This is a genomic window from Nonomuraea sp. NPDC048881 (assembly GCF_040649795.1).
GTDB lineage: Bacteria > Actinomycetota > Actinomycetes > Streptosporangiales > Streptosporangiaceae > Nonomuraea.
The window spans coordinates 56,965-80,689 of record NZ_JBEZGC010000029.1 but is presented as its reverse complement, the minus strand read 5'-3'; the positions used below and the strand labels follow the sequence as shown (position 1 = coordinate 80,689).

Annotated in this window: 23 protein-coding genes; 14 read left to right on the top strand and 9 right to left on the bottom strand. The window is 73.2% G+C overall.

Annotation, left to right across the window (positions count from 1 at the left end; all coding sequences use genetic code 11):
* The coding region (locus AB0C33_RS48085) for an ArsR family transcriptional regulator (protein ID WP_358301525.1) at positions 1-201 on the bottom strand (201 nt) is incomplete at its 3' end.
* Between the two features lie 67 nt (positions 202-268).
* Entirely contained in the window at positions 269-1,567 is a 1,299-nt protein-coding gene (locus AB0C33_RS48080) for an aminotransferase class V-fold PLP-dependent enzyme (protein ID WP_358301522.1), read from the bottom strand.
* 247 nt (positions 1,568-1,814) lie between these two features.
* Between AB0C33_RS48080 and AB0C33_RS48075 the strand changes: the two genes are divergently transcribed.
* The 3 genes from AB0C33_RS48075 (at position 1,815) to AB0C33_RS48065 (ending at position 4,699) form a co-directional block, all read left to right on the top strand.
* Complete coding sequence (locus AB0C33_RS48075; protein ID WP_358301519.1) at positions 1,815-2,273, top strand: hypothetical protein; 459 nt, start codon at positions 1,815-1,817, stop codon at positions 2,271-2,273.
* Positions 2,274-2,363: 90 nt separating this feature from the next.
* Positions 2,364-3,455, top strand: coding sequence for a PLP-dependent cysteine synthase family protein (locus AB0C33_RS48070; protein ID WP_358301516.1), 1,092 nt, complete (start codon positions 2,364-2,366; stop codon positions 3,453-3,455).
* A complete protein-coding gene (locus AB0C33_RS48065) occupies positions 3,452-4,699 on the top strand; it encodes an MFS transporter (RefSeq protein WP_358301513.1) in 1,248 nt (415 codons plus the stop codon). Before AB0C33_RS48070 ends, AB0C33_RS48065 begins: the two co-directional genes overlap by 4 nt.
* Positions 4,700-4,805: 106 nt before the next feature.
* Here AB0C33_RS48065 and AB0C33_RS48060 read toward each other — a convergent pair whose 3' ends face one another.
* The 4 genes from AB0C33_RS48060 to AB0C33_RS48045 all read right to left on the bottom strand — a co-directional run bounded on the left by AB0C33_RS48060 (position 4,806) and on the right by AB0C33_RS48045 (position 7,622).
* Complete coding sequence (locus AB0C33_RS48060) at positions 4,806-5,495, bottom strand: copper resistance protein CopC (protein WP_358301510.1); 690 nt, start codon at positions 5,493-5,495, stop codon at positions 4,806-4,808.
* 153 nt (positions 5,496-5,648) lie between these two features.
* Positions 5,649-6,344, bottom strand: a complete 696-nt coding sequence (locus tag AB0C33_RS48055; RefSeq protein WP_358301507.1) for a hypothetical protein — start codon at positions 6,342-6,344, stop codon at positions 5,649-5,651.
* 129 nt (positions 6,345-6,473) lie between these two features.
* On the bottom strand, positions 6,474-6,929 hold the full coding sequence (locus AB0C33_RS48050) for a hypothetical protein (protein ID WP_358301504.1): 456 nt from the start codon (positions 6,927-6,929) through the stop codon (positions 6,474-6,476).
* A 75-nt stretch (positions 6,930-7,004) separates the two neighbouring features.
* On the bottom strand, positions 7,005-7,622 hold the full coding sequence (locus AB0C33_RS48045; RefSeq protein WP_358301501.1) for a DUF4142 domain-containing protein: 618 nt from the start codon (positions 7,620-7,622) through the stop codon (positions 7,005-7,007).
* An 88-nt stretch (positions 7,623-7,710) separates the two neighbouring features.
* Here AB0C33_RS48045 and AB0C33_RS48040 point away from each other — a divergent pair, with 88 nt between their 5' ends.
* The 5 genes from AB0C33_RS48040 (at position 7,711) to AB0C33_RS48020 (ending at position 12,635) form a co-directional block, all read left to right on the top strand.
* Positions 7,711-8,232: a carboxymuconolactone decarboxylase family protein gene (locus AB0C33_RS48040; RefSeq protein ID WP_358301498.1), complete on the top strand. Its 522-nt coding sequence runs from the start codon at positions 7,711-7,713 to the stop codon at positions 8,230-8,232.
* Between the two features lie 92 nt (positions 8,233-8,324).
* Positions 8,325-8,729, top strand: coding sequence for a nuclear transport factor 2 family protein (locus tag AB0C33_RS48035; RefSeq protein ID WP_358301495.1), 405 nt, complete (start codon positions 8,325-8,327; stop codon positions 8,727-8,729).
* 109 nt (positions 8,730-8,838) lie between these two features.
* Positions 8,839-9,495 (top strand): CBS domain-containing protein, encoded by a 657-nt coding sequence (locus AB0C33_RS48030; RefSeq protein ID WP_358301493.1) that lies wholly within the window; start codon positions 8,839-8,841, stop codon positions 9,493-9,495.
* A 62-nt stretch (positions 9,496-9,557) separates the two neighbouring features.
* Positions 9,558-11,255, top strand: a complete 1,698-nt coding sequence (locus AB0C33_RS48025) for a GAF domain-containing protein (RefSeq protein WP_358301490.1) — start codon at positions 9,558-9,560, stop codon at positions 11,253-11,255.
* Between the two features lie 156 nt (positions 11,256-11,411).
* Positions 11,412-12,635, top strand: coding sequence for an MFS transporter (locus AB0C33_RS48020; RefSeq protein WP_358301488.1), 1,224 nt, complete (start codon positions 11,412-11,414; stop codon positions 12,633-12,635).
* Between the two features lie 109 nt (positions 12,636-12,744).
* Here AB0C33_RS48020 and AB0C33_RS48015 read toward each other — a convergent pair whose 3' ends face one another.
* Together AB0C33_RS48015 and AB0C33_RS48010 are read right to left on the bottom strand one after the other, a co-directional pair.
* Positions 12,745-13,095 (bottom strand): pyridoxamine 5'-phosphate oxidase family protein, encoded by a 351-nt coding sequence (locus tag AB0C33_RS48015; RefSeq protein ID WP_358301531.1) that lies wholly within the window; start codon positions 13,093-13,095, stop codon positions 12,745-12,747.
* 14 nt (positions 13,096-13,109) lie between these two features.
* Entirely contained in the window at positions 13,110-13,751 is a 642-nt protein-coding gene (locus tag AB0C33_RS48010) for a response regulator transcription factor (RefSeq protein WP_352351499.1), read from the bottom strand.
* Positions 13,752-13,938: 187 nt separating this feature from the next.
* Between AB0C33_RS48010 and AB0C33_RS48005 the strand changes: the two genes are divergently transcribed.
* The 4 genes from AB0C33_RS48005 to narI are packed head-to-tail and all read left to right on the top strand — an operon-like array spanning position 13,939 to position 20,472.
* Complete coding sequence (locus AB0C33_RS48005) at positions 13,939-17,580, top strand: nitrate reductase subunit alpha (protein WP_358301528.1); 3,642 nt, start codon at positions 13,939-13,941, stop codon at positions 17,578-17,580.
* Positions 17,580-19,130 (top strand): nitrate reductase subunit beta, encoded by a 1,551-nt coding sequence (gene narH, locus AB0C33_RS48000; protein WP_358301485.1) that lies wholly within the window; start codon positions 17,580-17,582, stop codon positions 19,128-19,130. Before AB0C33_RS48005 ends, narH begins: the two co-directional genes overlap by 1 nt.
* Positions 19,127-19,789: a nitrate reductase molybdenum cofactor assembly chaperone gene (narJ, locus tag AB0C33_RS47995; RefSeq protein ID WP_358301483.1), complete on the top strand. Its 663-nt coding sequence runs from the start codon at positions 19,127-19,129 to the stop codon at positions 19,787-19,789. Before narH ends, narJ begins: the two co-directional genes overlap by 4 nt.
* Positions 19,786-20,472, top strand: a complete 687-nt coding sequence (gene narI / locus AB0C33_RS47990; RefSeq protein WP_358301481.1) for a respiratory nitrate reductase subunit gamma — start codon at positions 19,786-19,788, stop codon at positions 20,470-20,472. The genes narJ and narI overlap by 4 nt, the downstream gene beginning before the upstream one ends.
* A gap of 95 nt (positions 20,473-20,567) precedes the next feature.
* Here the strand turns inward: narI and AB0C33_RS47985 are convergent, their stop codons facing one another.
* Complete coding sequence (locus AB0C33_RS47985) at positions 20,568-21,215, bottom strand: pyridoxamine 5'-phosphate oxidase family protein (RefSeq protein ID WP_358301479.1); 648 nt, start codon at positions 21,213-21,215, stop codon at positions 20,568-20,570.
* Between the two features lie 156 nt (positions 21,216-21,371).
* Here AB0C33_RS47985 and AB0C33_RS47980 point away from each other — a divergent pair, with 156 nt between their 5' ends.
* Positions 21,372-22,745, top strand: a complete 1,374-nt coding sequence (locus AB0C33_RS47980; protein ID WP_352326394.1) for a cytochrome ubiquinol oxidase subunit I — start codon at positions 21,372-21,374, stop codon at positions 22,743-22,745.
* A 7-nt stretch (positions 22,746-22,752) separates the two neighbouring features.
* Positions 22,753-23,721 carry a cytochrome d ubiquinol oxidase subunit II gene (gene cydB / locus AB0C33_RS47975; protein ID WP_358301477.1) on the top strand — a complete coding sequence of 323 codons (969 nt, stop codon included), beginning with the start codon at positions 22,753-22,755 and terminating at the stop codon, positions 23,719-23,721.
* Positions 23,722-23,725 lie beyond the last annotated feature (4 nt).

Genomic DNA, 23,725 nt, shown 5'->3' with positions numbered 1-23,725 from the left:
CCCGGTCACCGCCGCCAGGTCGCACACGCACAGCTCGCCGTCCAGCAGCGCGACCAGCAGCTTCAGCCGGTTGGGGTCGGACAGCAGGCCGAAGACGTCCGCCGTGTCGGCCAGGTCCGCGGCGGCGGGCATGCGCTCGTGCACGGCCGCGACGCGGTCGGCGTCGACCACCTTGACCCCGCAGCCGTCCACGGCCAACACATGCTCACCTGAAGAACTGTTCACATGTCTAACTTAGCGGGACATGTCGGTGATCTGTCAACCTGTCTCAGGCCCGCAGTCGCGGGGTCAGCCGCTGCAACGCCGCCGCCAGCCGGTCCACCTGCGCCGCCGAGGTGAACAGCGCCGGGGTGACCCGGACCGCGTCGCCCCCGGCCATGCCCGTGCGGGCGACCGTGTAGAGGCCGTAGGTGTCCAGCAGGGTGGCGGCGACGGCCTCGTTGTCGGCCGTGGAGGTGCGGCCGGCGATGCGGAAGGCGGTGATCGCGCCGTACATGCCGGGCTCGTCCGGGGTGAGGATCTGCAGGCCCGGCAGGTCGCGGACCTGACTCACCCAGCGGTCGCGCAGGTGGCGTAGCCTGGCCTGCTTGACGGCCGCGCCGAGCCGCAGGTGGAAGTCGAGGGCGTCGGGGACCGTGAGGGGCGCGGCGACGTCCATGGTGCCCGAGTGGACCCGGGAGCGGATGTCGTTGGCCGGGAAGCTCTCGTCGCCGAAGACGGGCTCGATGTCGGCGAGCCGGTCCCGGCGGATGTAGAGGAATCCGGTGCCGAGGGGCGCGCCGATCCACTTGTGCAGCGAGAACGCGGCGAAGTCGGCGTCGAGGGCGGGCAGGGTGAAGTCGAGCTGCCCCCAGGAGTGGGCGGCGTCCACGACGACGTCCACGCCGCGCTCGCGGGCCATCGCGACGATCTCCCGGACCGGCAGCACCAGGCCGGTGCGGTTGTTCATGTGCGACAGCAGGAGCAGCCGGGCCCTCGGGGTGGTCCGCAGCGCCCGCTCGTAGGCGTCCAGCGCCGCCTGCCGGGTGGCGGGCTCGGGGAGGACGACCCGGGCGACCGTGGCCTCGCGCCGCCCGGCCAGCCAGTTCATGGTGTGCTGGGCGGAGGGGTAGTCCAGGTCGGCGTAGAGCACGGCGTCGCCGCGCCGCAGCCGCCGGTAGCCGGAGATGAGGTTCTGCAGCGCCTCGGTGCCGCCCCGGGTGAGCGCGATCTCCGCACGGGTGACGCCCAGCAGCGCGGCGATCCGGTCGCGCACCTCGTCGGCCCTGGCCTTGTACGCCGTGCGCAGCAGGTGGGAGTTGCGGGCGTTGAGGACGTCGACGTTGCGGTGGTAGGCGCGCCGGACCGGCTCCGGCATGATCCCGTAGTAGCCGTTCTCCAGGTTGACGAAGTCGCCGCTGACCCGGAACTGTTCGGCCACACCCGCCCAGAAGCGTTCGTCCCGGGCCAGGCCCGTGGCGTCGGCGGCGGCCTGCGGGAGCGCCTGGGGGAGCGCCTGGGGGAGCGCCTGGGGGAGCGCGGCCAGCGCGCCGGCCCCGGCGATGACCGCGCGTCTGGACAGGGCCATGAGACACCCCCAAGGTCGGGCGGCGCGGAATCGGGGCCGCGCCGGCGAATGCCAGTGTCGCGGAGATGCCGCCGCGCGGCGAAAACGGCTCGCCGTCGTTCCCGCCATCCGGCGGGAAATCGAGGGCGTCGAACCGGAGGTCTGGAAGCGGTTGGCGGCGGCGATTCCCGTGCGCCGGGAATTTCTTTACCTCGGCCTTGGCCTTTTCCCGGCGCGCCGCGCCGCGTGCCGGGCATGATCTGCGGTGATGCTCACGTCCAGGTCAGCCCGCGCGCTCCGCCCGCCCGCCTCGGGGGCCGGCCGGTGGTGGCCGCGCGCGATGCTGGCCCTCGCCATGCTGATCACCGTCGTGTTCGCGCACGGCGGCGCGTGCGCGGCCGTCGAGCTGTCCGAGCGGGCCCAGGGCGGCCCCGCGCCGTCCGTCCAGAGCGCCCACCTCGACGTGCATCGGCACGTCAGCTGGTTGTCCGGGCGGATGCCGGTGCGCGACGCCGGGTGCCTGCACGGCGAGCTGCCGCCGGGCCACCTGCACGGCACCGAGCAGGAGTGTGCGGCCACCGCCGCCGCCGCGCCGCCCGTGGCCGCCGTCCCCGTGCTCGCCGCCGGGCCCGCGGCCGTCGTGTCCGGGCCCGTACGACCCGCGCCGCGGGCCGTCTCGCGACAGGCCGTTTCCGGCCGCGAAAATCTCCGCGTGATGCGCATATAGGACGCGCGTCTTTCGCCGTCGTCCTTTTCCACCACGCCCGCGGCGTCTTCCGTGCCGCGCGGGCGCCGTTCATCTCGGGGATAACAACCAATGTCGTACGACACTTTGCCGCGCCCTGACATTCTGCCCGCCATCGGAAATTCGGGTATTTGTGTCACCGTCGGAAACACGCCGCTGGCGTTCGTCGCCGCGCCGTTCGTCGCGGACGGCGGCGGCTTCTGGGCCAAGCTGGAGGGCTTCAACCCGGGCGGCATCAAGGACCGGCCCGCCCTGCACATGGTCCGGCAGGCCCGCGCCCGGGGCGAGCTGGCCCCCGGGGCGACGATCGTCGAGTCCACCAGCGGCACCCTCGGCCTCGGGCTGGCCCTGGCCGGCATCACCTTCGGCCATCCGGTCGTCCTGGTCGCCGACCCCGGCATGGAACCGCTCATGCAGCGGCTGCTGGCCTGCCACGGCGTACGGCTGGAGATCGTGCCGGAGCCGCATCCCACCGGCGGCTGGCAGCGGGCCCGCCGCGACCGGGTCGAGGAGCTGCTGGCCGAGCTGCCCGGCTCCTACTGCCCCGACCAGTACGGCAACCCGGACAACGTGGCCGCCTACGCCGGGCTGGCCCGCGAGCTGCTGTCCCAGCTGCCGCACATCGACACGCTGGTCTGCTCGGTCGGCACCGGCGGGCACAGCGCGGGCATCACCCGCGAGCTGCGCCGCCACCTGCCCCGGCTGCGGCTGGTCGGCGTCGACACCGTCGGCTCGACCATCTTCGGGCAGCCCGACCGCCACCGCCTGATGCGCGGCCTGGGCTCCAGCATCCACCCCGCCAACGTCGCCTACGACGCCTTCGACGAGGTCCACTGGGTGAGCGCCGCCGAGGCGGTGTGGGCCTGCCGCACCCTGGCGGCCCAGCACTACGTCTCCGGCGGCTGGAGCACCGGAGCCGTCAGCCTGGTGGCGCGCTGGCTGGCCGGACGGGCCGGGCCGGGCGGCTGCGTCGTCGCCGTCTTCCCCGACGGGCCCTGGCGCTACTGGAACACCGTGTTCGACGACGGCTACTGCCGCGCCCACGGCCTGCTCGGCGTCACCCCGGCCGACGCGCCCGACGAGCTGGACGACCCCGCCGAGCGCGAGGTGCGCCGCTGGACCCGCTGCGCCGCCGTCCGCGACCCGCTGGCGGGCCGGCGATGAAGGCCACGCTGGCGCAGTTCCGCTCCTTCGACCGGCCGATCCGGCTGCTGCAGATCAACCAGGCGGGCATCAACATCGGCTTCTACATGCTGATGCCCTACCTCGCCCAGCACCTGTCGGCCGGCGCGGGGCTCGCCGCCTGGACGATCGGGCTCATCCTCGGCCTGCGCAACGCCAGCCAGCAGGGCATGTTCCTGATCGGCGGCACGCTGGCCGACCGGTTCGGGCACAAGCCCATGATCATGGCGGGGTGCGCCCTGCGTACCGTGGGGTTCGCGCTGTTCGGGCTCACCACGTCGCTGCCGCTGCTGGTGGCGGCCGCGGTGATCACGGGGCTGGCTGGTGCGCTGTTCAACCCGGCCGCCCGCGCGTACCTGGCCGCCGCGGCCGGGCCGCGCAAGGTGGCGGCCTTCGCCGTGTTCAACGTGTTCTACCAGGGCGGCATCCTGCTCGGGCCGCTGCTCGGGGTGCTGCTGCTGGCGGGCGGGTTCACCGCGGTGTGCCTGGGGGCGGCGGGGATCTTCGCCGTCCTGACCGTGTTGCAGGGGTTCTACCTGCCCGCGCGGCGCCGGGAGCCGGGGCGGGCGCGGCAGCCGGTGCTGCGGGCGTGGCGGCAGGCGTTCGGTGACCGCGCGTTCGTCTCGTTCGCGGCGTCGATGATCGCTTCGTACGCGCTGTCGTACCAGATGTACCTCGCCCTGCCGCTGGAGGTGCAGCGGGCCGGCGGCGGCCAGTGGGCGGTGACCGCCCTGTACGCGGTGTCGGCGCTGCTCGGCATCGCCGGGCAGGTGCGCCTGACCGCCTGGTGCGGCGAACGGTGGAGCCGCGGCCAGGCGATCACCCGCGGGCTGGCCCTCATGGGGGCGGCCTTCCTGCCCATGGTCGCCGCCGCGCAGCTCCACCTGCCGCGGGCGGCGACGCTGACGGCCGCGCTGCTGTGCGCGCTGCTGCTCGGCGCCGGGACGCTGGTGGCCTTCCCGTTCGAGATGGCCACCATCGCCGACATGGCGGGCGAGGAGCTGGTCGGCACCTACTACGGCCTGTACAACCTGGCCTCCGGCGCGGGGATCCTGGCCGGGAACCTGCTGTCGGGCGCGCTGCTGGACGTCGCCGCCGACGCGGGCTGGGCGGGCCTGCCCTGGTTGTCACTGACCTTCGCGGGGCTGGTCTCGGCCCTGGCGGTGGCCCGTCTGGAACACCGCAGGGCCCTCCGGCCGCGTCTGCCGGCGGCCATGGCCACCTAGACCGCCCGCGATTCGGCCAGGGGCTGGGGTCGCATGGCGACCTGGAGCGCCCGTGACCTGGACAGGGGCTGGGGTCGCATGGCGACCTGGAGCGCCCGCGACCCGGTCAGGGTCTGGGGTCGGCGTCCCCGGTGGTGCGCCTGCGGCGGCCGGCCACGACGGTCGCGGCTCCGCCCGCGACCAGCGCCGCCGCGGCCACCCACAACCAGCCGGGCACGCCGCCCGAGCCCGTGTCCGCCTCGGCCTGGGCGACCGGTGACGAGGAGGCCGCCGGGGCGACCTCGGCCGAGGTCCCGGTCGAGCTCGGGGTCGCGGACGTGGTCTCGGTCGGGGTCTCGGTCGGGGTCTCGGACGTGGTCTCGGTCGGGGTGGCTTCGGGCTCGCTCGCGGCCGGGGTGGCCGGGGCGGTGACGGTGAAACGCAGTTCGCCGGCGATCGGGTGGCCGTCGGAGGAGACCACCCGCCAGGCCAGCCGGTACTTGCCGGGCTCCAGCGGCGCGGCCGGCTCGGCCTTCACCGTGACGCCCTGGGCCCGCGGCTTGCCCAGCGGCAGGTTCTCGCCCGCCGGGCCGTCGAGCACGAGGGTCGGCAGGGTCATGCGGGAGGTGAACTCCAGCTCGATGCTCTCCACCTGCGCGAGCTTGGCGCCGTCGGCGGGTGAGCTGCTCTTCAGCCGGTCATGCGCCAGCGCGGCGGGCGCGGCGGCCAGCAGCAGCAGGACGGCGCCGCCGACGGCGACACCGGCACGAACGGCCGCCCGGAACGGGCGACGCGCGGGACGAAGGGAAGGGGGCACTGCGAACTCCGAGGTTCCTGGATCCGGCTCGATCGCCGGATGGACATGCGGTCCGGCGCGCGACGGGACGCGAGGGGCGTACCGCGGCGGCGGCGCCGGCTGGGTCGTCTGCCTGCCGGGAGGCACGCCGGACCCGCCGCATGACGGGGAACGTCAGCGGCCGGACGGCCGGGCGTGCGCAGCCGGGCGGGGCGGCCCGCGCCGGGAGAGGACCGGAGCCAGTAGCAGCGCCCTGTGACCCGCCACGGGAGGCCACAGCGGGCACGCGCGGGCGGGCCCGGCGGGCGGCGGAGCCAGGACGGACAGCCAGGCGCACAGGACGGCCCACAGCCGGGCCAGCCGGACCGTGCTCAACCGCAGCAACGCCGCCAGCGCCGCGTCACCGCGGGCCAGCCACCAGCTCGACGAGACGGCCACCGCCAGGTGGATCACCACCATCCCGGAGGAGCCGTGCCCATGGGCGACGGCCCCGGCGGGCGACCCGGCGGACGGCCCGCCGAACGGACCGGCGAGCGGTCCGGCGAGCGGTCCGGCGAGCGACCCGCCGAAGGACGGCGAGGAAGCGTCGCGCAGGTGGCTCAGGCCGTACCGGGCGGACTCGGAGGCGTCGAAGAGCTCGTGGAGGCCGTACTGGGCGGCCACGCACATGGCCAGCAGGGGTGCCCGTCCGCGGGGACGGGACCCGGCGGCGTAGGCGGCCGCGAAGGTCGCCGCGACGGCCAGGGCCAATGGGCCGGGCGCGATCGCCGTGCCACCGACCAGCGTGTGCAGGACCGCCGAGGCCAGGACGCACACGGCCGTGAACACCGCGGCGCGAAGCGCGCGGACCACGGGACGGGCGACCTGCATCCGGCCATCGTGCCAGAGCCCGGCCGGGTCGTCATCCGCGTCCTTGCGCACCGGGCGGGCGCACCGGGCGGGCGCACCGGGCGGGCGCGACGGGCAGGCTCGGCGGGGAGCCGGTCCGGCTGGGAGGGGTCAATGGTGTCGCGGGGTCTCAAGCTCGCCGCCCAGGCGGCCGCGTAACCGGTCCAGCAGGTCGGCCGTGGCGACGACGACCCAGCGGTCGCCGACCAGGTACGCGCCGCCGTACGCCTGGGCGATGTCGAGCCAGTCTCGTTTGCCCTTGTCGGTGCTGAACGTCACGATCGTCAGGCGGCCCTGGGGGGTGTCGCAGGCCGCCTGCCGCAGCTCGGCGGCGTCGGTCTGCAGCTTGCCGGCGGGGCAGCCGAGCAGGGTGGTGAGCTGCTTCATGTCGCCGGCCGGCACCTTCGGCGCGACGGCGACGGCCGGGGCGGAGGGCGCGGCGCCGTGGTGGTGCGCCGGCTGCCCCTGGGGGACGGGGGCGGCCGCGCACCCCGCCAGCAGGGCGATGCCCAGGGCGGCGATCGCCTGCCGCGACGCGCGGACGGGTGCTTCGAGGGGTTCGGGCATGAGGTCGGTGTTCCGCCGGAGTGTCGATGGGGCCGGTCCCCCCATGGGAAGACGCGCTTCCGAGGGGCCGGCAGGTCAGGAGGTGGGCGGGGCGGGGGACGGGGGCGGGGGCTCGGGGAGCTGGTTGTGGTTCACCAGGCCGGTCGATTCGAGGTACGTCATGTGGCGCATGACGAAGTTGATGCCTTCCTGGGCGAACTTGCGGATCTCGGCGTTCCTGGTCCCGGCCCGGACGAGCGCCAGGGTGCCGAAGACCTTGCCGTGCGCGGCGCGCAGCAGGTTCGCGTAGTCCTGGTCGAAGGCCGGTCCGCTCTCGGCCGCGAGCTGGGCCAGCCAGCGCTGCTGGTCGGGGTTGGGCTCGTCGGGCAGGGCGACGCCGAGTCTGGCCGCCGTGTCGCGGGTCATCTGGTCCAGCTTCTGGTGCTCGCCCATGATCTGCTTGCCGACCTGCTTGACGCGCTGCGACTGGGCGCGGGTGGCGGCGTACTCGCCCGCGGGCATCTCCCACAGGCCCGCCTGCCGCACCTTGATCAGCAGGTCGACGTCGGCGGCCGAGAGGGGGCCCGAGGGCGTGAGGGTCCGTTGCGCGTCCGCGGGGTCGATCGACGGAGGCAGGATCAGCAGGATCGTCGCCGCCGCCGCCGCGACGAAGCCGCCCAGCATGAACATCTCACCGCGCAAGAGCCTGTGCATGCTCGAAGGTACGCGGGCCCGCCGGATCCGGTTCAACGGATCCGGGACCGGTTTCCCGGATACCCCCCATGGGTATAGAGTGCGCCGTATGAGACGTCTTGAACCGCTCGTTCCTGAGAAGGCCCCCGAGAAGTCCCGTCAGATCCTGGACGACATCGTCGCCAGGCACGGCACGGTGGGTGACATGGTGTCCACGATGGCCCACTCGCCCGCCTTGCTCCAGGGATATCTGGACTTCTCCCGGGCGATGAAGCGGGTGAAGATCCCGCGCGCGCTCAGCGAGAAGATCTCCCTGGCCGTGCAGGAGTGGATCGGCTGCGGCACGTGCCTGGCCGCGCACACCGAGGGGGCGCTGGCCGCCGGGCTGAGCGAGGCCGACGTCGTGCTGGCCCGCCAGGGCACCTCGGCCGACGCGCGGGAGGCCGCCCTGATCGCGGTGGCGGTGCGGGTGCTGGTCGAGCCGTCGTCCATCACCGACGAGGAGGTGGCGGGGCTGCGCTCCCTCGGCTGGAGCGACCGGGTGATCGCCGAGGTCGTCGGCCTGGTCTCGCTCAACCTGCTGACCGGGGCGTTCAACCTGCTCGTGGGGAACCAGCCGGAAGAGGAGTAGGCCAGGAGCGCGCTCGTGATGTACTGGCTCATGGCGATCGGCGTGCGACCGGCCCCGGTTCCCGCACGCCCCGGCGACGGATGGAGGACGACATGACCGTGCACGAACCGGCGGCATCCCCGCAGCGGCACCACCGGGCCCACGCCGACGCGATCGACGCCTTCATCGCCGCCGCCAACGCCGACGACCCCGACCACCGCTCCGCGCTGCTCAGCCGTGCCCTCGCCGTCGACGTGGTGTTCTGGGGGCCGCTCGGCCGCGGGTCCGGCCGCGGCGCGGTGGCCGACTTCGTCACCGAGGTGGTGCAGGGCTACCGGGCCGGCGGCTGCCGCATGGTCCGGACGACGTCCGTCGACGCGCCGCACGAGTGGGCCCGGTTCGGCTGGCGCTTCGAGGGGCCCGACGGCGCCACCGTCCTGTCGGGCACCGACATGGTGCACCTCACCGCCGCCGGCGACATCGACGAGATCGTGGTCTTCGCCGGGCCGCTGCACTGACACCCGCTCCGGCCGTCCAGGACCTTAGCCCCTCGCCCGCGGGACGTTCGCCGCTGCCGCCACCGCCCCCGCGCGCGGGACCGTGGAGGCGGAAAGCGAGGTGGCGATCATGTCGATCGAGGTCAAGGACGTCATGGGACGCGTGGCGATCGCGGTGCTGGAGCACGCGTCGTTCGCCGACATCGTGGCGGCGATGAAGCGGTACGCGGTGGGCGCGGTCACCGTGATCGACGCCGACCGGCGGCCGGTGGGCGTGGTGTCGGAGGACGACCTGCTGCTCAAGGAGACCGGCCGGGCCCGGCACGCCGTCTCCGTCCTCGACTCGCGGGCGCGGCGGCAGGAGCAGCGCAAGGCCGCCGCCGTCACCGCCGCGGAGCTGATGACGTCGCCGGCGGTCACGGTCACCCCGGGCATGCCGGTGCGCGAGGCGGCCAGGATCATGCACGCCCGGCGGATCAGGCAGCTTCCGGTGATCGACCCGGTCACCGGACGCGTCGTCGGCACCCTGCACCAGCGCGACGTGCTGCGCGTCTTCACCCGCCCGGCCGCCGAGCTGGAGGCGGACGTCAGGGCCGTGCTCCCGCCGGACGGCACGTTCGCGGTCACGGTCGACGCCGGCGTGGTCACGATCACCGGCAGGGTGGCGACCCGCGCACGGGCCGCCGCGCTGACGGAGGCGGTCCGGGCGGTGGAGGGCGTCGTCGACGTCGTGACCGAGCTGGAACGCGACCGGGACGACCTGTTCACCGTCCCGCCGCTGCTGTAGAGGCGGACGGGCCCGGCGGGCTGATTCCGGCGGCGAGGGCACTTGCTGGGACACTGAACGGTATGTCGGAAAGTGAGCAGCGTAGCCTGATGCCCCAGATGCGGCTCGACGAGCTGCTGGCCGAGCTGCAGACGAGGCTCAACGCCGTCCTCGCCACCCGCGATCGGGTGCACGCGCTGCTGGAGGCCGTCGTCTCGGTGGGCAGCGACCTCGACCTGGAGACCGTGCTGCGGCGGATCGTCGAGACGGCCACCAAGCTGGTGGACGCCAGCTACGGGGCGCTCGGCGTGGTCGGCGAGGAGCAGACGCTCGTCCAGTTCATCCCGGTGGGGCTGAGCGAGGAGGAGATCGCCCGGATCGAGCACTGGCCGCACGGGCTGGGCCTGCTCGGCCTGCTGATCAAGGACGCCCGCCCGCTGCGGCTGGGCCGCATCTCCGACCACCCCGAGTCCTACGGCTTCCCGCCCGGCCACCCGCCGATGGGCACCTTCCTCGGCGTCCCCGTGCGGGTGCGCGACGAGGTGTTCGGCAACCTCTACCTGACCGAGAAACGCGGCGGCGGCGACTTCGACGAGGAGGACGAGGCCATCGTGATCGCGTTGGCCACCGCCGCCGGCGTCGCCGTGGAGAACGCCCGGCTGTACGAGGAGTCGCGCCGGCGCGAGACCTGGCTGCAGGCGTCCTCGGAGATCACCACCAGTCTGCTGTCCGGCGCCGGCTCCCGCGAGGTGCTCACCACCATGGCGGCGCGGGCCCGCCAGATGACCGACGCCGACCTGGTCCAGGTGCTGCTGCCCGACCCGTCGGGCGGCACGCTGACCGTCGACGTGGCCGAGGGCGAGGGCGCCGACGAGCTGCTGGGGATGGCGTTCGACGTCTCGGCCACCCTGGCGGGGGAGGCGTTCACGCACGGCGAGCCCAGGTCCGAACGCGACCTGCCGGGCGCGCCCTACCCCGACTCGCCGCTGCGGCGGCTGGGCTACGGCCCCGGCCTGATGGTGCCGCTGGGCGCCGCCCCCCGCGTGCGCGGCGTGCTCATGCTGGCCAAGCGCGGCGGGCGGCTGCCGTTCAGCGGGGCCGACCAGCAGATGCTGGAGTCGTTCGCGGGGCAGGCGGCGATCGCGCTGGAGCTGGCCGAGGCCCGCCGCGACGCCGAACGGCTCGGCCTGCTGGAGGACCGCGACCGCATCGCCAAGGACCTGCACGACGTCGTCATCCAGCGGCTGTTCGCCACGGCCATGACGCTGATGAGCACCGTCCGGCTGGTCGAGCGGCCGGAGGCGGGCAAACGGCTCCAGCACGCCATCGACGAGCTGGACGAGACCATCCGGCAGATCCGCTCGTCCATCTTCGCCCTCCAGGCCCCGCGCGAGGACGCCGCGCCGAGCCTGCGCACGAAGATCGTCGACCTGGTGGAGGGGGCGGGCGCGCACCTGGGGTTCATGCCCGGCCTGCGCATGGAGGGCCAGATCGACACCCTGGTGCCCGACCAGGTGGCCGGTCACCTGCTCGCCGTCCTGCGCGAGGCGCTGTCCAACGTGGTGCGCCACTCCCACGCCACCCGGGCCGAGGTCTCCATCGAGGTCGCCGGCGGCCGGCTCACCCTCCTCGTCGGCGACAACGGCGTCGGCGTGGGCGACGGCGGGCGGCGCAGCGGCCTGCGCAACATCGAGGAACGGGCCGCCGACCTCGGCGGGGCCGCCGAGCTGGAGACGCCGGAGGAGGGCGGCACCCGCCTGCGCTGGCACGTCCCGCTGTGACGGCCGCCCCGGCCCCTCGCGCGTCCTAAGTCCCGGGAGGTCGGGACCTTCGTCCATACCCCGCGTCATGCCCGCTGAGCTGTGATGGGACGGCACAGCCAGGTGATCGCGGCCATCCAGGCCGCCCCACCTCCGCATGAACCACGTGAGGAAGACATGACGAACGCACCGGCCCCCACCCCCGGCCGCAGCCCGGCGTTGATGCTCACCCTGGCGACCCTGGGCTTCGCGGTGAACTTCTGGGCCTGGGCCCTGCTCAGTCCGCTCGGGCCGCGTTTCAAGGAGCTGCTCGGGCTGTCGGCCGGGCAGCAGGCGCTGCTGGTGGCCGTCCCGGTGATCGTGGGGTCGCTGGGCCGCATCCCGGTCGGCGCGCTCACCGACAGGTTCGGCGGGCGGGTGATGTTCCCGCTGGTCTCGGCGGCCACCATCGTCCCCGTCCTGTTCATCGGCCTGTTCGGGCAGACGTCGATGGTCTCGCTGCTGATCGGCGGGTTCTTCCTCGGCGTCGGCGGCACCGTGTTCGCCGTCGGGGTGCCGTTCGTCAACGCCTGGTTCCCGCCGAACCGGCGCGGCCTGGCGGTCGGGATCTTCGGCGCGGGGATGGGCGGCACCGCGATCAGCGCGCTGACCACCGTCCCGCTGGTCCGCGCCGGCGGCGCCGCCGTGCCGTTCCTCATCACCGCCGTCGTGCTGGCCGCGTACGCGGTCGTGGCGTGGCTGGTGCTGCGCGACGCGCCCGGCCGTGCCGTCGTCACCCAGCCGCTCGGTGCCCGCATGGCCGCCGCGCTCAGGCTGCCGATCACCTGGCAGGCGTGCGTGTTGTACGCGGTCGCCTTCGGCGGTTACGTCGCCTTCTCGGTCTACCTGCCCGCCTACCTGCAGACCGGCTACGGGCTGGAGCAGGCCGACGCCGCCAACAGGATGGCCGGGTTCGTCGTGCTGGCCGTGCTGGCCCGGCCGATCGGCGGCTGGCTGTCGGACCGCGTCGGCCCGGTGCCCGTGCTGACCGGCGTGTTCGTCCTCACCGCCGGTACGGCGGCCGTGCAGGCGCTCACCCCCGGCCTCATGCCGGTCGGCACGATCGCGTTCCTGACCATGGCCGCCGCGCTCGGCGCCGGCAGCGGCGCCACCTTCGCGCTGGTCGCGCAGGTCGCCCCGGCCGACAAGGTCGGCACGGTCACCGGCCTGGTCGGCGCCGCCGGCGGGCTCGGCGGGTTCGTCCCGCCGCTGGTGATGGGCTTCCTGTACGGTCGGCTCGGCTCGTACGGCCTCGGCCTGGCCCTGCTGGCGGTCACCGCCGTGGTGACGCTGGCCCTGACGGTGACCGCGGTCCGCGCGCTGGCCGCCCGCCGCGTGGCCGGCCCGGCCGGCTCGCGCTGACCGCACCCCACGCAAAGGCGCTGACCGCACCCCACGCAAAGGCGCTGACCGCACCCCACGCAAAGGCGGGGCCCGGCCGTCCGGCCGGGCCCCGCGCCTTGACGGCAGTTCAGCCGGCGATCCGGCGGCCGGACAGCTGCTCGGCGTCGACCACGATGTAGTGGTCGCGGCTGCCCGGAGCCCACGGGGACAGGGGCAGCGCGGCCAGCCGGGCCGTCTCGGCCGGATCGGTCACCGCCCGCGCGTGCCCGACCGCCGTCACCGACCAGCCGGTGCGCATCGCGGGATCGAACTCGTCGGCCTCGAACGCCACCACGGCCTGCCGGGTGGCCGCGGCCAGCTTCGACCCGATCGAGGTGCGGATGACGACGCGCTCTCCGTCGAGGCAGAAGTTGACCGGCTGCACGGCCGGCAGGGCGCGATCGGTGAAGACGATCCGCCCGATCGGCGTGGACGACAGGACGCGGGGGGCGCTCAGTCGCGACGGTCGGCCCGCAACCGCGCCGACAGCGCGGCGGCCTGCGTCCGGCGCTGCATGTTGAGCTTGGCCAGCAGGTTGGACACGTAGTTCTTGACCGTCTTCTCGGCCAGGAACATGCGCTCGCCGATCTGCCGGTTGGTCAGCCCCTCGCCGATCAGGTCGAGGATGTTCCGCTCCTGCTCCGACAGCGCCGCCAGCGGGTCCTGCCGGGCGGCCTGGTCGCGCAGCCGCTGCAACATGGCGGCGGTGGTCTGCGGGTCGAGCAGCGACTGCCCGGAGGCCACCGTGCGCACCGCGCCGACCAGGTCGGAGCCGTGGATCTGCTTGAGCACGTAGCCCGACGCGCCGGCCATCACCGCGTCGAACAGGGCGTCGTCGTCGGCGAACGAGGTCAGCATGAGGCAGGCCAGCCCCGGCAGCTTCGAGCGCACCTCCCGGCACACGTCGACGCCGTTGCCGTCGGGCAGGCGCACGTCGAGCACCGCGACGTCGGGCTTCAGCGCCGGGATGCGGGCGATCGCCGACTCGGCGGTCCCGGCCTCGCCGATCACCTCGATGTCGTCCTCGGAGCCCAGCAGGGCGGCCACGCCACGCCGCACGACCTCGTGATCGTCGAGAAGGAACACACGAATCATGCCTCCGACGCTACCGCCTCCCGTCACCCGGAAGTAGGGACCAAGGTCCCGGGCGCCGGTCGTGGGCCCATCGGCCGGTACGAAGGGACTTTGGTCCCTGCCGGGAGCGCCTGCCCGCCCACCAGCCTGGATCCATGACCGTTGTGGCAGGGGAAGAGTTGTGAGCGACATAGACGCGATCCCGGGCATGGGGCCGTTGCTGGCGGCCAGGAAGTTCTTCACCAGGGCGGAGGTGTCGGCCGACGGCCGCACCCTGCACCAGGTCGATCCCGGCGCCTGGGACCGCTTCTACCGGGACCGGTGGGCGCACGACAAGGTGGTGCGCTCGACGCACGGCGTGAACTGCACGGGCTCGTGCTCCTGGCAGGTGTTCGTCAAGGACGGCCTGATCACGTGGGAGCACCAGGCCACCGACTACCCGTCGGTCGGCCCGGAGTCGCCCGAGTACGAGCCGCGCGGCTGTCCCCGTGGCGCGTCCTTCTCCTGGTACACCTACTCTCCCTCGCGGGTGCGCTACCCGTACGTGCGCGGGGTGCTGCTGGAGATGTGGCGCGAGGCCAAGGCCAGGCTGGGCGACCCCGTGCTGGCGTGGGCGGAGCTGACCGGCGACCCCGAGCGCGCGCGGGCCTACAAGCGGGCCCGCGGCAAGGGCGGGTTCGTCCGGTCGAGCTGGGACGAGGTCCTGGAGCTCATGGCCGCCGCCCACGTGCACACCATCAAGGACCACGGCCCCGACCGGGTGGTGGGCTTCTCGCCGATCCCGGCGATGTCGATGGCCTCGTTCGCGGCCGGCACCCGCTTCCTGTCGATGATCGGCGGCACGCTGCTGTCGTTCTACGACTGGTACGCCGACCTGCCGATCGCCTCGCCGCAGGTGTGGGGCGACCAGACCGACGTGCCCGAGGCGGCCGACTGGTGGAACTCCCGCTACCTGATCATGTGGGGCTCCAACATCCCGGTCACCCGCACCCCGGACGCCCACTTCATGACCGAGGCCCGCTACCAGGGCACCAAGGTCGTCGCGGTCAGCCCGGACTACGCCGACAACGTCAAGTTCGCCGACGACTGGCTCGCGCCGCACCCCGGCACCGACGGCGCCCTGGCCATGGCGATGGGCCACGTGACGCTGACCGAGTTCTTCCGCGACCGCCAGGTGCCGTACTTCACCGACTACGTGCGCAAGTACACCGACCTGCCGTTCTTGGTGACGCTGGAGCCGCGCGGCGACGCGTACGTGCCGCGCCGCTTCCTGACCGCGGCCGACCTGGGCCAGGAGAGCGAGAACGCCGAGTTCAAGACCGTCTTCCTGGACGAGACGACCGGCGCCGCGCAGGTGCCGAACGGCTCGCTCGGCCACCGCTGGGGCCAGGAGGGCGAGGGCCGCTGGAACCTCGACCTGGACGGCGCCGTCCCCGCGCTGACCCTGCTCGGCCGGTCCGGGCGCGCGGTCGAGGTGGACCTGCCGCGCTTCGACGAGGGCCCCACCGAGGGCGGCTCGGTCATGCGCCGCGGCGTCCCGGTCACCGAGCTGGCCGGCAAGCTCGTCACGACGGTGTTCGACCTGCTCATGGCCCAGTACGGCGTGGCCCGCGACCTGCCCGGCGAATGGCCGGCGAGCTACGAGGACGCCACGCAGCCCTACACCCCGGCCTGGGCGGAGGAGATCACCTCGGTCCCGGCCGCCACGATCGCCAGGATCGCCCGCGAGTTCGCCCGCAACGCCGAGCGCACGCAGGGCCGGTCGATGATCGCGATGGGCGCCGGCACCAACCACTGGTTCCACTCCGACCAGATCTACCGCTCGTTCCTGACGCTGGTGCTGCTGACCGGCTGCCAGGGCGTCAACGGCGGCGGCTGGGCGCACTACGTGGGCCAGGAGAAAGTCCGCCCGGTCACCGGCTTCCAGCACCTGGCCTTCGGCTTCGACTGGCAGCGCCCGACCCGGCACATGGCCGGCACCGCGTTCTGGTACCTGGCCACCGACCAGTGGCGTTACGAGAGCTTCGGGGCCGGCGAGCTGGCCAGCCCGCTGGGCGAGGGCAGGTTCGCGGGCCGCTCGTTCGCCGACTGCAACGCCCAGGCGGCCCGGCTGGGCTGGCTGCCCTCGCACCCGACGTTCGACCGCAACCCGCTCAAGCTCGCCGACGAGGCCGCCGCGCGCGGCGTCCCGGTGGCCGAGCACGTGGTGGACGAGCTGAAGGCCGGGCGGCTGCGCTTCGCCGCCGAGGACCCGGGCGACCCGGCCAACTTCCCGCGGGTGCTGACCGTGTGGCGGGCCAACCTGCTCGGCTCGTCCGGCAAGGGCAACGAGTACTTCCTGCGCCACCTGCTCGGCGCCGACGCCGAGGCGCGCAACGAGGAGACGTCCGAGGGGCTGCGCCCGGCCGAGGTGACCTGGCGGGAGAACGCCGCGGAGGGCAAGCTCGACCTGCTGACGACGATCGACTTCCGGATGACGTCCACGGCGCTGTTCTCCGACGTCGTCCTGCCCGCCGCCACCTGGTACGAGAAGCACGACCTGTCCAGCACCGACATGCACCCGTTCGTGCACGCCTTCAACCCGGCCATCGCCCCGCCCTGGCAGACCAGGTCCGACCACGACGCCTTCCTCGGGCTGGCCGACGCCTTCTCCAAGCTGGCCGCCCGCCACCTGGGCCGGCGCACCGACGTGCTGGCCGTCCCGCTCACCCACGACACCCCGGACGAGCTGGCCCAGCCGGGCGGCCGGGTGCGCGACTGGAAGCACGGCGAGTGCGAGCCCGTCCCGGGCCGGACGATGCCCAAGATCGTCACGGTCGAGCGCGACTACGGCGCCGTCGCCGAGCGCGTCCGCGGGATCGGGCCGCTCTTCGCCGACCTGGGCCTGACCACCAAGGGCATCACCTACCGGGTGGGCCCCGAGCTGGACCGCCTGCGTGAGCAGAACGGCGAGACCCCCGAGGGCCACATCTCCCTGAGCACCGCCGACCGGATGTGCGAGGCCATCCTCGCGCTGTCCGGCACCACCAACGGCCGCCTGGCCACCCAGGGCTTCGAGACCATGGAGAAGCGCACCGGGACCAGGCTCGCCGACCTGGCCGCCGAGCACGAGGGCAAGCGCATCACGTTCGCCGACACGCGGTCGAGACCGCAGCCGGTGATCACCTCGCCCGAGTGGTCGGGCTCGGAGACCGGCGGGCGCCGCTACTCCGCGTTCGTCATCAACGTCGAACGCGACAAACCATGGCACACCCTGACCGGCCGGCAGCAGTTCTTCCTCGACCACGACTGGATCATCGAGCTGGGCGAGCAGCTTCCCGCCTACCGGCCGCCGCTCGACCTGCGCCGCCACCACGGCGACCAGCGCGACGGGCAGGCTGACGGGCAGGGCGCCGAGGTCACCGTGCGGTACCTGACGCCGCACTCGAAGTGGTCGATCCACTCGGAGTACCAGGACAACGCGTACATGCTGGCCCTGTCGCGGGGCGGGCCGACGATCTGGATGAGCGTCGAGGACGCCGCCTCGATCGGGGCCGCCGACAACGACTGGATCGAGGCGTACAACCGCAACGGCGTGGTCGTGGCCAGGGCGGTCGTCTCCCACCGGATGCCGGCCGGGACGGTGTACATGTACCACGCCAAGGACCGCAACGTGAACGTCCCGCTCACCGAGCGCTCGGGCCGGCGCGGCGGCGTGCACAACTCCCTCACCCGGCTGCTGCTCAAGCCCAGCCACCTCATCGGCGGGTACGCGCAGTTCACCTACGCCTTCAACTACTACGGGCCGACCGGCAACCAGCGTGACGAGATCACGGTGATCCGCCGCCGCGGCCAGGAGGTGACCTACTGATGCGCGTCATGGCACAGGTCGCCATGGTGATGAACCTGGACAAGTGCATCGGCTGCCACACCTGTTCCGTCACCTGCAAGCAGACCTGGACGAACCGGGACGGCGTCGAGTACGTCTGGTTCAACAACGTCGAGACCAAGCCCGGCGTCGGCTACCCCAAGCGGTACGAGGACCAGGAACGCTGGCACGGCGGCTGGCAGCTCGACGGGCGCGGCCGGCTCAAGCTGCGCGCGGGCGGCCGGGTCAAGCGGCTGCTCAGCCTGTTCTCCAACCCCGACCTGCCGGACCTGGACGACTACTACGAGCCGGCCACCTACGACTACGACACCCTGCTCAACGCCCCCGCCGGGCCGCACGTGCCGGTCATCCGTCCCAAGTCGGCCATCACCGGCAAGGACATGAACATCACGTGGGGCGCCAACTGGGAGGACGACCTCGGCGGCGCCCCCGAGCACGCCCACGGCGACCCCAATCTGGCGGCCATGGCCGAGAAGGTGCGCATGGAGTTCGACCAGACCTTCATGTTCCACCTGCCGCGCATCTGCGAGCACTGCCTCAACCCGGCGTGCGTGGCCGCCTGCCCCTCCGGCGCGATGTACAAGCGGGAGGAGGACGGCATCGTCCTGGTGGACCAGGACCGCTGCCGCGGCTGGCGCATGTGCGTCTCGTCGTGCCCGTACAAGAAGGTGTACGTCAACCACAAGACCGGCAAGGCCGAGAAGTGCACGTTCTGCTTCCCCCGCATCGAGGCGGGACAGCCGACCGTGTGCGCCGAGACCTGCGTGGGCCGGCTGCGCTACATCGGCCTCGTCCTGTACGACGCCGACGCCGTGCTCGCCGCCGCCCGCGTGCCCGACCCGCGCGACCTGCTGGAGGCCCAGCGCAAGGTCTTCCTCGACCCCGACGACCCGCAGGTGGCCGCCGCCGCGCGGGCCGGCGGGATCAGCGAGGACTGGATCGAGGCCGCGCGGCGCTCGCCGATCTACCGGCTGGCCATGCGCTACCGGGTGGCGCTGCCGCTGCACCCGGAGTACCGCACGCTGCCGATGGTCTGGTACATCCCGCCGCTGTCGCCGGTGCTCGACGCCGTGACCGGGGCCGGCGCGGACGCCGACGACCCCGACAACGTCTTCCACGCCATCACCGACCTGCGCATCCCGCTGGAGTACCTGGCCGGGCTGTTCAGCGCCGGGGACACCGAGGTGGTGGCCGGGGTGCTGATGAAGCTGTCGGCGATGCGCGGCTACATGCGGGCCCGCACCCTCGACGGCACCGTGGCCGGGGACCTGCTGGAGTCGGCCGGGATGACGGCGCGGGACATGGAGGAGATGTACCGCCTGCTGGCCGTCGCCAAGTACGAGGAGCGCTACGTCGTGCCCGCCGCCCACCGCGAGGACGCCGCCGCGTTGTCGGCCCAGGCCGCCGGGTGCAGCCTGGACGGCGACGGCGGCCCCGGGATGAGCGGGTTCCACCCGACCGGCGTGACCGGCCGCCGCGGCGACGGACGCCTGGGCCTGAAGCTGTTCACCGGCAAGGGGCCGGCGTCATGAGACTGCTGCCCGCCCCCGACACCGTCGTCGAACGGCCGCAGGACCGCGCCGCGCTGCTCCGGCTGGTCTCGCTGCTGCTGCAGTACCCGGACGCCGGGCTGCTGGCCGCCCGCCCCGAGCTGCGCACGGCCGTCGCCGCGCTGCCCGACGGGCATCCGCGCCAGGCGCTGGAGCAGTTCCTGTGGTGGTTCGGCGACCGGCAGCCGATGCCGCTGGCCCGCCACTACGTCGAGACCTTCGACCTGCGCCGCAGGTCCAGCCTCTACCTCACCTACTACCTGCACGGCGACACCCGCCGCCGGGGCATGGCCCTGCTGACGCTCAAGCAGCGCTACCGCGTGGCCGGGCTCACCCCGCCCGAGGGCGAGCTGCCCGACTTCCTGCCGGTGGTGTGCGAGTTCGCCGCGCTGGCCGGACCGGACGTGGGGGAGGCGCCGCTGCGCCAGCACCGCAAGGGGCTGGAGCTCATCCGCACCGCCCTGCACGAGGCCGGCTCGCCGTACGCGCTCGTGCTGGACGCCCTGTGCGCGGTGCTGCCCGGCATGTCGGAGGCCGAGCGGGCCGCGGTGGCCGACCTCGCCCTGGCCGGCCCGCCCGCCGAGGAGGTCGGCCTGGCCCCGTACGGGCCGCCGCTGAACGAGAGTGAGGTACGGCCGTGAGCGTCGTGCTCTGGGCGATCGTCCCCTATGTCGCCTTGACGATCTTCGTCGCCGGGCACGTCTGGCGCTGGCGGATGGACCAGTTCGGCTGGACCACCCGTACCACGCAGGTGCTGGAGAGCAGGCTGCTGCGGCTCGGCTCGCCGCTGTTCCACCTGGGCGCGTTCGCGGCCATCGGCGGTCACGTGCTCGGCCTGCTCGTCCCCAAGAGCTGGACCGAGGCCGTCGGCGTGGACGAGCACCTCTACCACCTGGTGTCGGTCAGCGCCGGGACCGTGGCCGGGGTCATGGTCGTCGCGGGCCTGACGCTGCTGCTGGCCCGGCGCCTGACCAGCCCGCGGGTGCGGCGCACCACCACCCGCGCCGACAAGGTGCTGTTCACCGTGCTGGCCGGGGTGATCGTGCTCGGCATGGCCGCGACCGTGGGCAGCAACCTGCTCGGCGGCGGCTACGACTACCGGGCCACGATCGCCGTCTGGTTCCGGGGCGTGCTGACCTTCCGTCCCGACCCGCGGCTGATGGCCGACGTGCCGCTGCTGTTCCAGCTGCACGCGATGTCGGCCTGGCTGCTCGCCGCGATCTGGCCGTTCACCCGGCTGGTGCACGTGTGGTCGGCGCCGGTGGCGTACCTGTGGCGGCCCTACGTCGTCTACCGCCGACGCGTGCCCGTCCGGTCCCGCTGACCGGCGCGGAGCCGAGGGCGCGAGGAGCCCGGGCAGGAGAGGTGCGATGGGCGGTCAGATCGTGGTGGCGGTGGACGGATCCGGGGCCGGTCCCCTCACATGGAGTGGATGCGGCGGCCGGTGACGTGGTGGGGGACGATCCGGATGTGCAGCCGCCGGTCGCCGCCCGCCCACGGGGTGACGTCCGACTCGGCCTGCTCGTCCGGGGTCACGTGGTGGGCGGGCCCCTGCACGAGCACGCTCCACCCCTGCCGCCGGGCCTCGTCGATCCGGTCCACCTCGAAGCCCACCATGACCTCGACGCCCTCCAGGCCGGTCCGCAGGTCCTGGTCGAGCGGGCCGCCCGCGGCGGTGCGGAAGACGATGGCGCCGTCGTGCACGCGGAAGTTGACGGGCAGCACCGTCGGCCCGTGCGAGCCGTTGAACGCGATCCGGCCGATGCCGCCGGGCGCGATCAGGCGCAGGCACTCCTCGCGGTCGAGGACCTCCAGGACGGGCTCGGCCATCGCGGGCCCGACGCCCGGCGGACGGTCGCGCCCGCCGCCCAGCAGGTCCTGGCCGGTGGTCCCGAGCGCGTCGGCCAGCCGGTTCAGGGTTCCCCTGTCCGGGATGTCCACGTGCTCCTCCATGTACCGGAGGTAGCCGGCGGACATGTCCGCCCGCTCCGCCACCTGCTCGACGGTGAGCCCCAGCCGCTGCCGGTGGTACTGGATGCGGTGGCCGAAGTCGCCGGTCGCTGTCACTGTCTCCTCCTGCCGCTGCGTCCCCACGCGGGTTGAAGCTGTCCAGGCACCCCGTACCCCGGACTGGGCCTTTCGCCCCTTCATGGGACCAACGTCCCTCGCCCCCGGGACGCACGGCCCTACGGCGCGGCGGCCGGGAAGAGGAGCCTGGCCTGCATGGATGTCCTGGATCTCTCCCGGTGGCAGTTCGGCATCACGACCGTCTACCACTTCCTCTTCGTGCCGCTCACGATCGGCCTGTCGATCATCGTGGCCGGTCTGCAGACGGCGTGGCACCGGACGAAGAAGCCGGAGTACCTGCGGCTGACCCGGTTCTGGGGCCGGCTGTTCCTGATCAACTTCGCCATGGGCGTGGTGACGGGCATCGTGCAGGAGTTCCAGTTCGGGATGAACTGGAGTGACTACTCCCGCTTCGTCGGCGACGTGTTCGGGGCGCCGCTGGCCATGGAGGGGCTGATGGCCTTCTTCCTGGAGTCCACCTTCCTCGGCCTGTGGATCTTCGGCTGGGACCGGCTCTCGCCCCGGCTGCACCTGGCCACGATCTGGCTGGCCGCCATCGGCACCAACATCTCGGCCTACTTCATCCTGGCGGCCAACTCCTGGATGCAGCACCCCGTCGGCTACCGGATCAACAACGGCCGCGCCGAGCTGACCGACATCTGGGCCGTGCTGACCAACTCGACCACGCTGGTCACCTTCCCGCACGTCCTGTTCGGGGCGTTCCTGACCGCGGCCGCGTTCGTGCTGGGCGTCAGCGCCTGGTTCCTGCTGCGCAAGCGGGACGTCTCCCTCTTCCGCACCTCGGCCCGGCTGGCGCTGGCCGTCAGTCTGGTCTCGGCGGTCGGGGTGTCGTTCTCCGGCCACTGGCAGGCCCAGATCATGACCGAGCAGCAGCCGATGAAGATGGCCGCCGCCGAGGCCCTGTGGGAGGACGAGACCTCCGCCGGCTTCTCCCTGTTCGCCATCGGCGACGTCGAGAACGGCCGCAACCACGTCAACCTGCAGATCCCCTACGGCCTGAGCCTGCTGTCCACCAACACCCTGGACGGCGAGGTCGAGGGCATCAACGACATCCAGGCCCGCTACCAGGCCCTGTACGGCCCCGGCGACTACCGGCCGATCGTCGGCCTGGCCTACTGGTCCTTCCGGTTGATGATCGGGTTCGGCATGCTGTCGGCGCTGCTCGCCCTCGCCGGGCTCTGGCTGACCAGGCGCGGCCGGCTGCCCGCGGGCCGCTGGGCCTACCGGCTGGCCATCGCCGGGATCGGCCTGCCGTTCCTGGCCAACAGCATGGGCTGGATCTTCACCGAGATGGGCCGCCAGCCGTGGACCGTCTTCGGGCTGATGCGCACCGCCTACGCCGTCTCGCCGACGGCGGACGTCCCCTCGGTGGCCATCACGCTGGTCGGCTTCACCCTGGCCTACGCCGTGCTCGCGATCATCGAGATCCGGCTGCTGGTCAAGTTCATCCGGATCGGGCCGAACGAGCAGGACGAGCCCGAGACCGCCGTCCCCGCGCTGAGCTACTGAGGAAATCATGGAAAACGTCTGGTTCGTCCTGATCGCCGTGCTGTGGACCGGCTACTTCCTGCTGGAGGGCTTCGACTTCGGCGTCGGCATCCTGATGCCCGTCCTGAGCCGCGAGGAGGCCGACCGGCGGGCCGTCCTGAAGACCATCGGCCCGGTGTGGGACGGCAACGAGGTGTGGCTGCTGGTGGCCGGCGGCGCGACCTTCGCCGCCTTCCCCGAGTGGTACGCCACCCTGTTCAGCGGCTTCTACCTGCCGCTGTTCCTCATCCTGCTGGCGCTCATCGCCCGCGGCGTGGCCCTGGAGTACCGCAGCAAGAGCGACAGCACGCGCGGCTGGGACCGGGCGCTGTTCTGGGGCTCGCTCGTCCCGGCCTTCCTGTGGGGGGTGGCGTTCGCCAACATCGTGCGCGGTGTGCCGCTGAACGCCGAGCACGAGTACACCGGCACGCTGCTGACCCTGCTCAACCCGTTCGCGCTGCTCGGCGGGCTGGCCACGCTGCTGCTGTTCACCCTGCACGGCGCGGTCTTCCTGGCCCTGCGCACCACCGGCGACCTGCGCCTGGCCGCCGGCCGGATGGCCAAGAGCATCTCCCCGGCGGCGTTCCTGGTCGTGATGGCGTTCCTGCTGCTCTCGGACGGCGGCGGCGCGCTGCGGTGGACCGCCGTGGCGCTGGTCGCGCTCGGCCTGGCCGGCGCGGTGGCCGCGACCGTGCGCGGCCGTGACGGGTGGGCCTTCACCGCCAGCGCGGTCGCCGTGGTCGCCCTGGTGGCCGCGATCTTCACCGGCCTGTTCCCGAACGTCATGCCCGCCCTGGACCCGGCCAACAGCCTCACCGTGACCAACGCGGCCTCCAGCCCGTACACGCTGACGGTGATGACCTGGGTCGCGGCCGTCTTCACGCCCCTGGTGCTGGCCTACCAGGCGTGGACGTACTGGGTGTTCCGCCGCCGCATCACCGGCGCCGTCCGAACCTGACGGC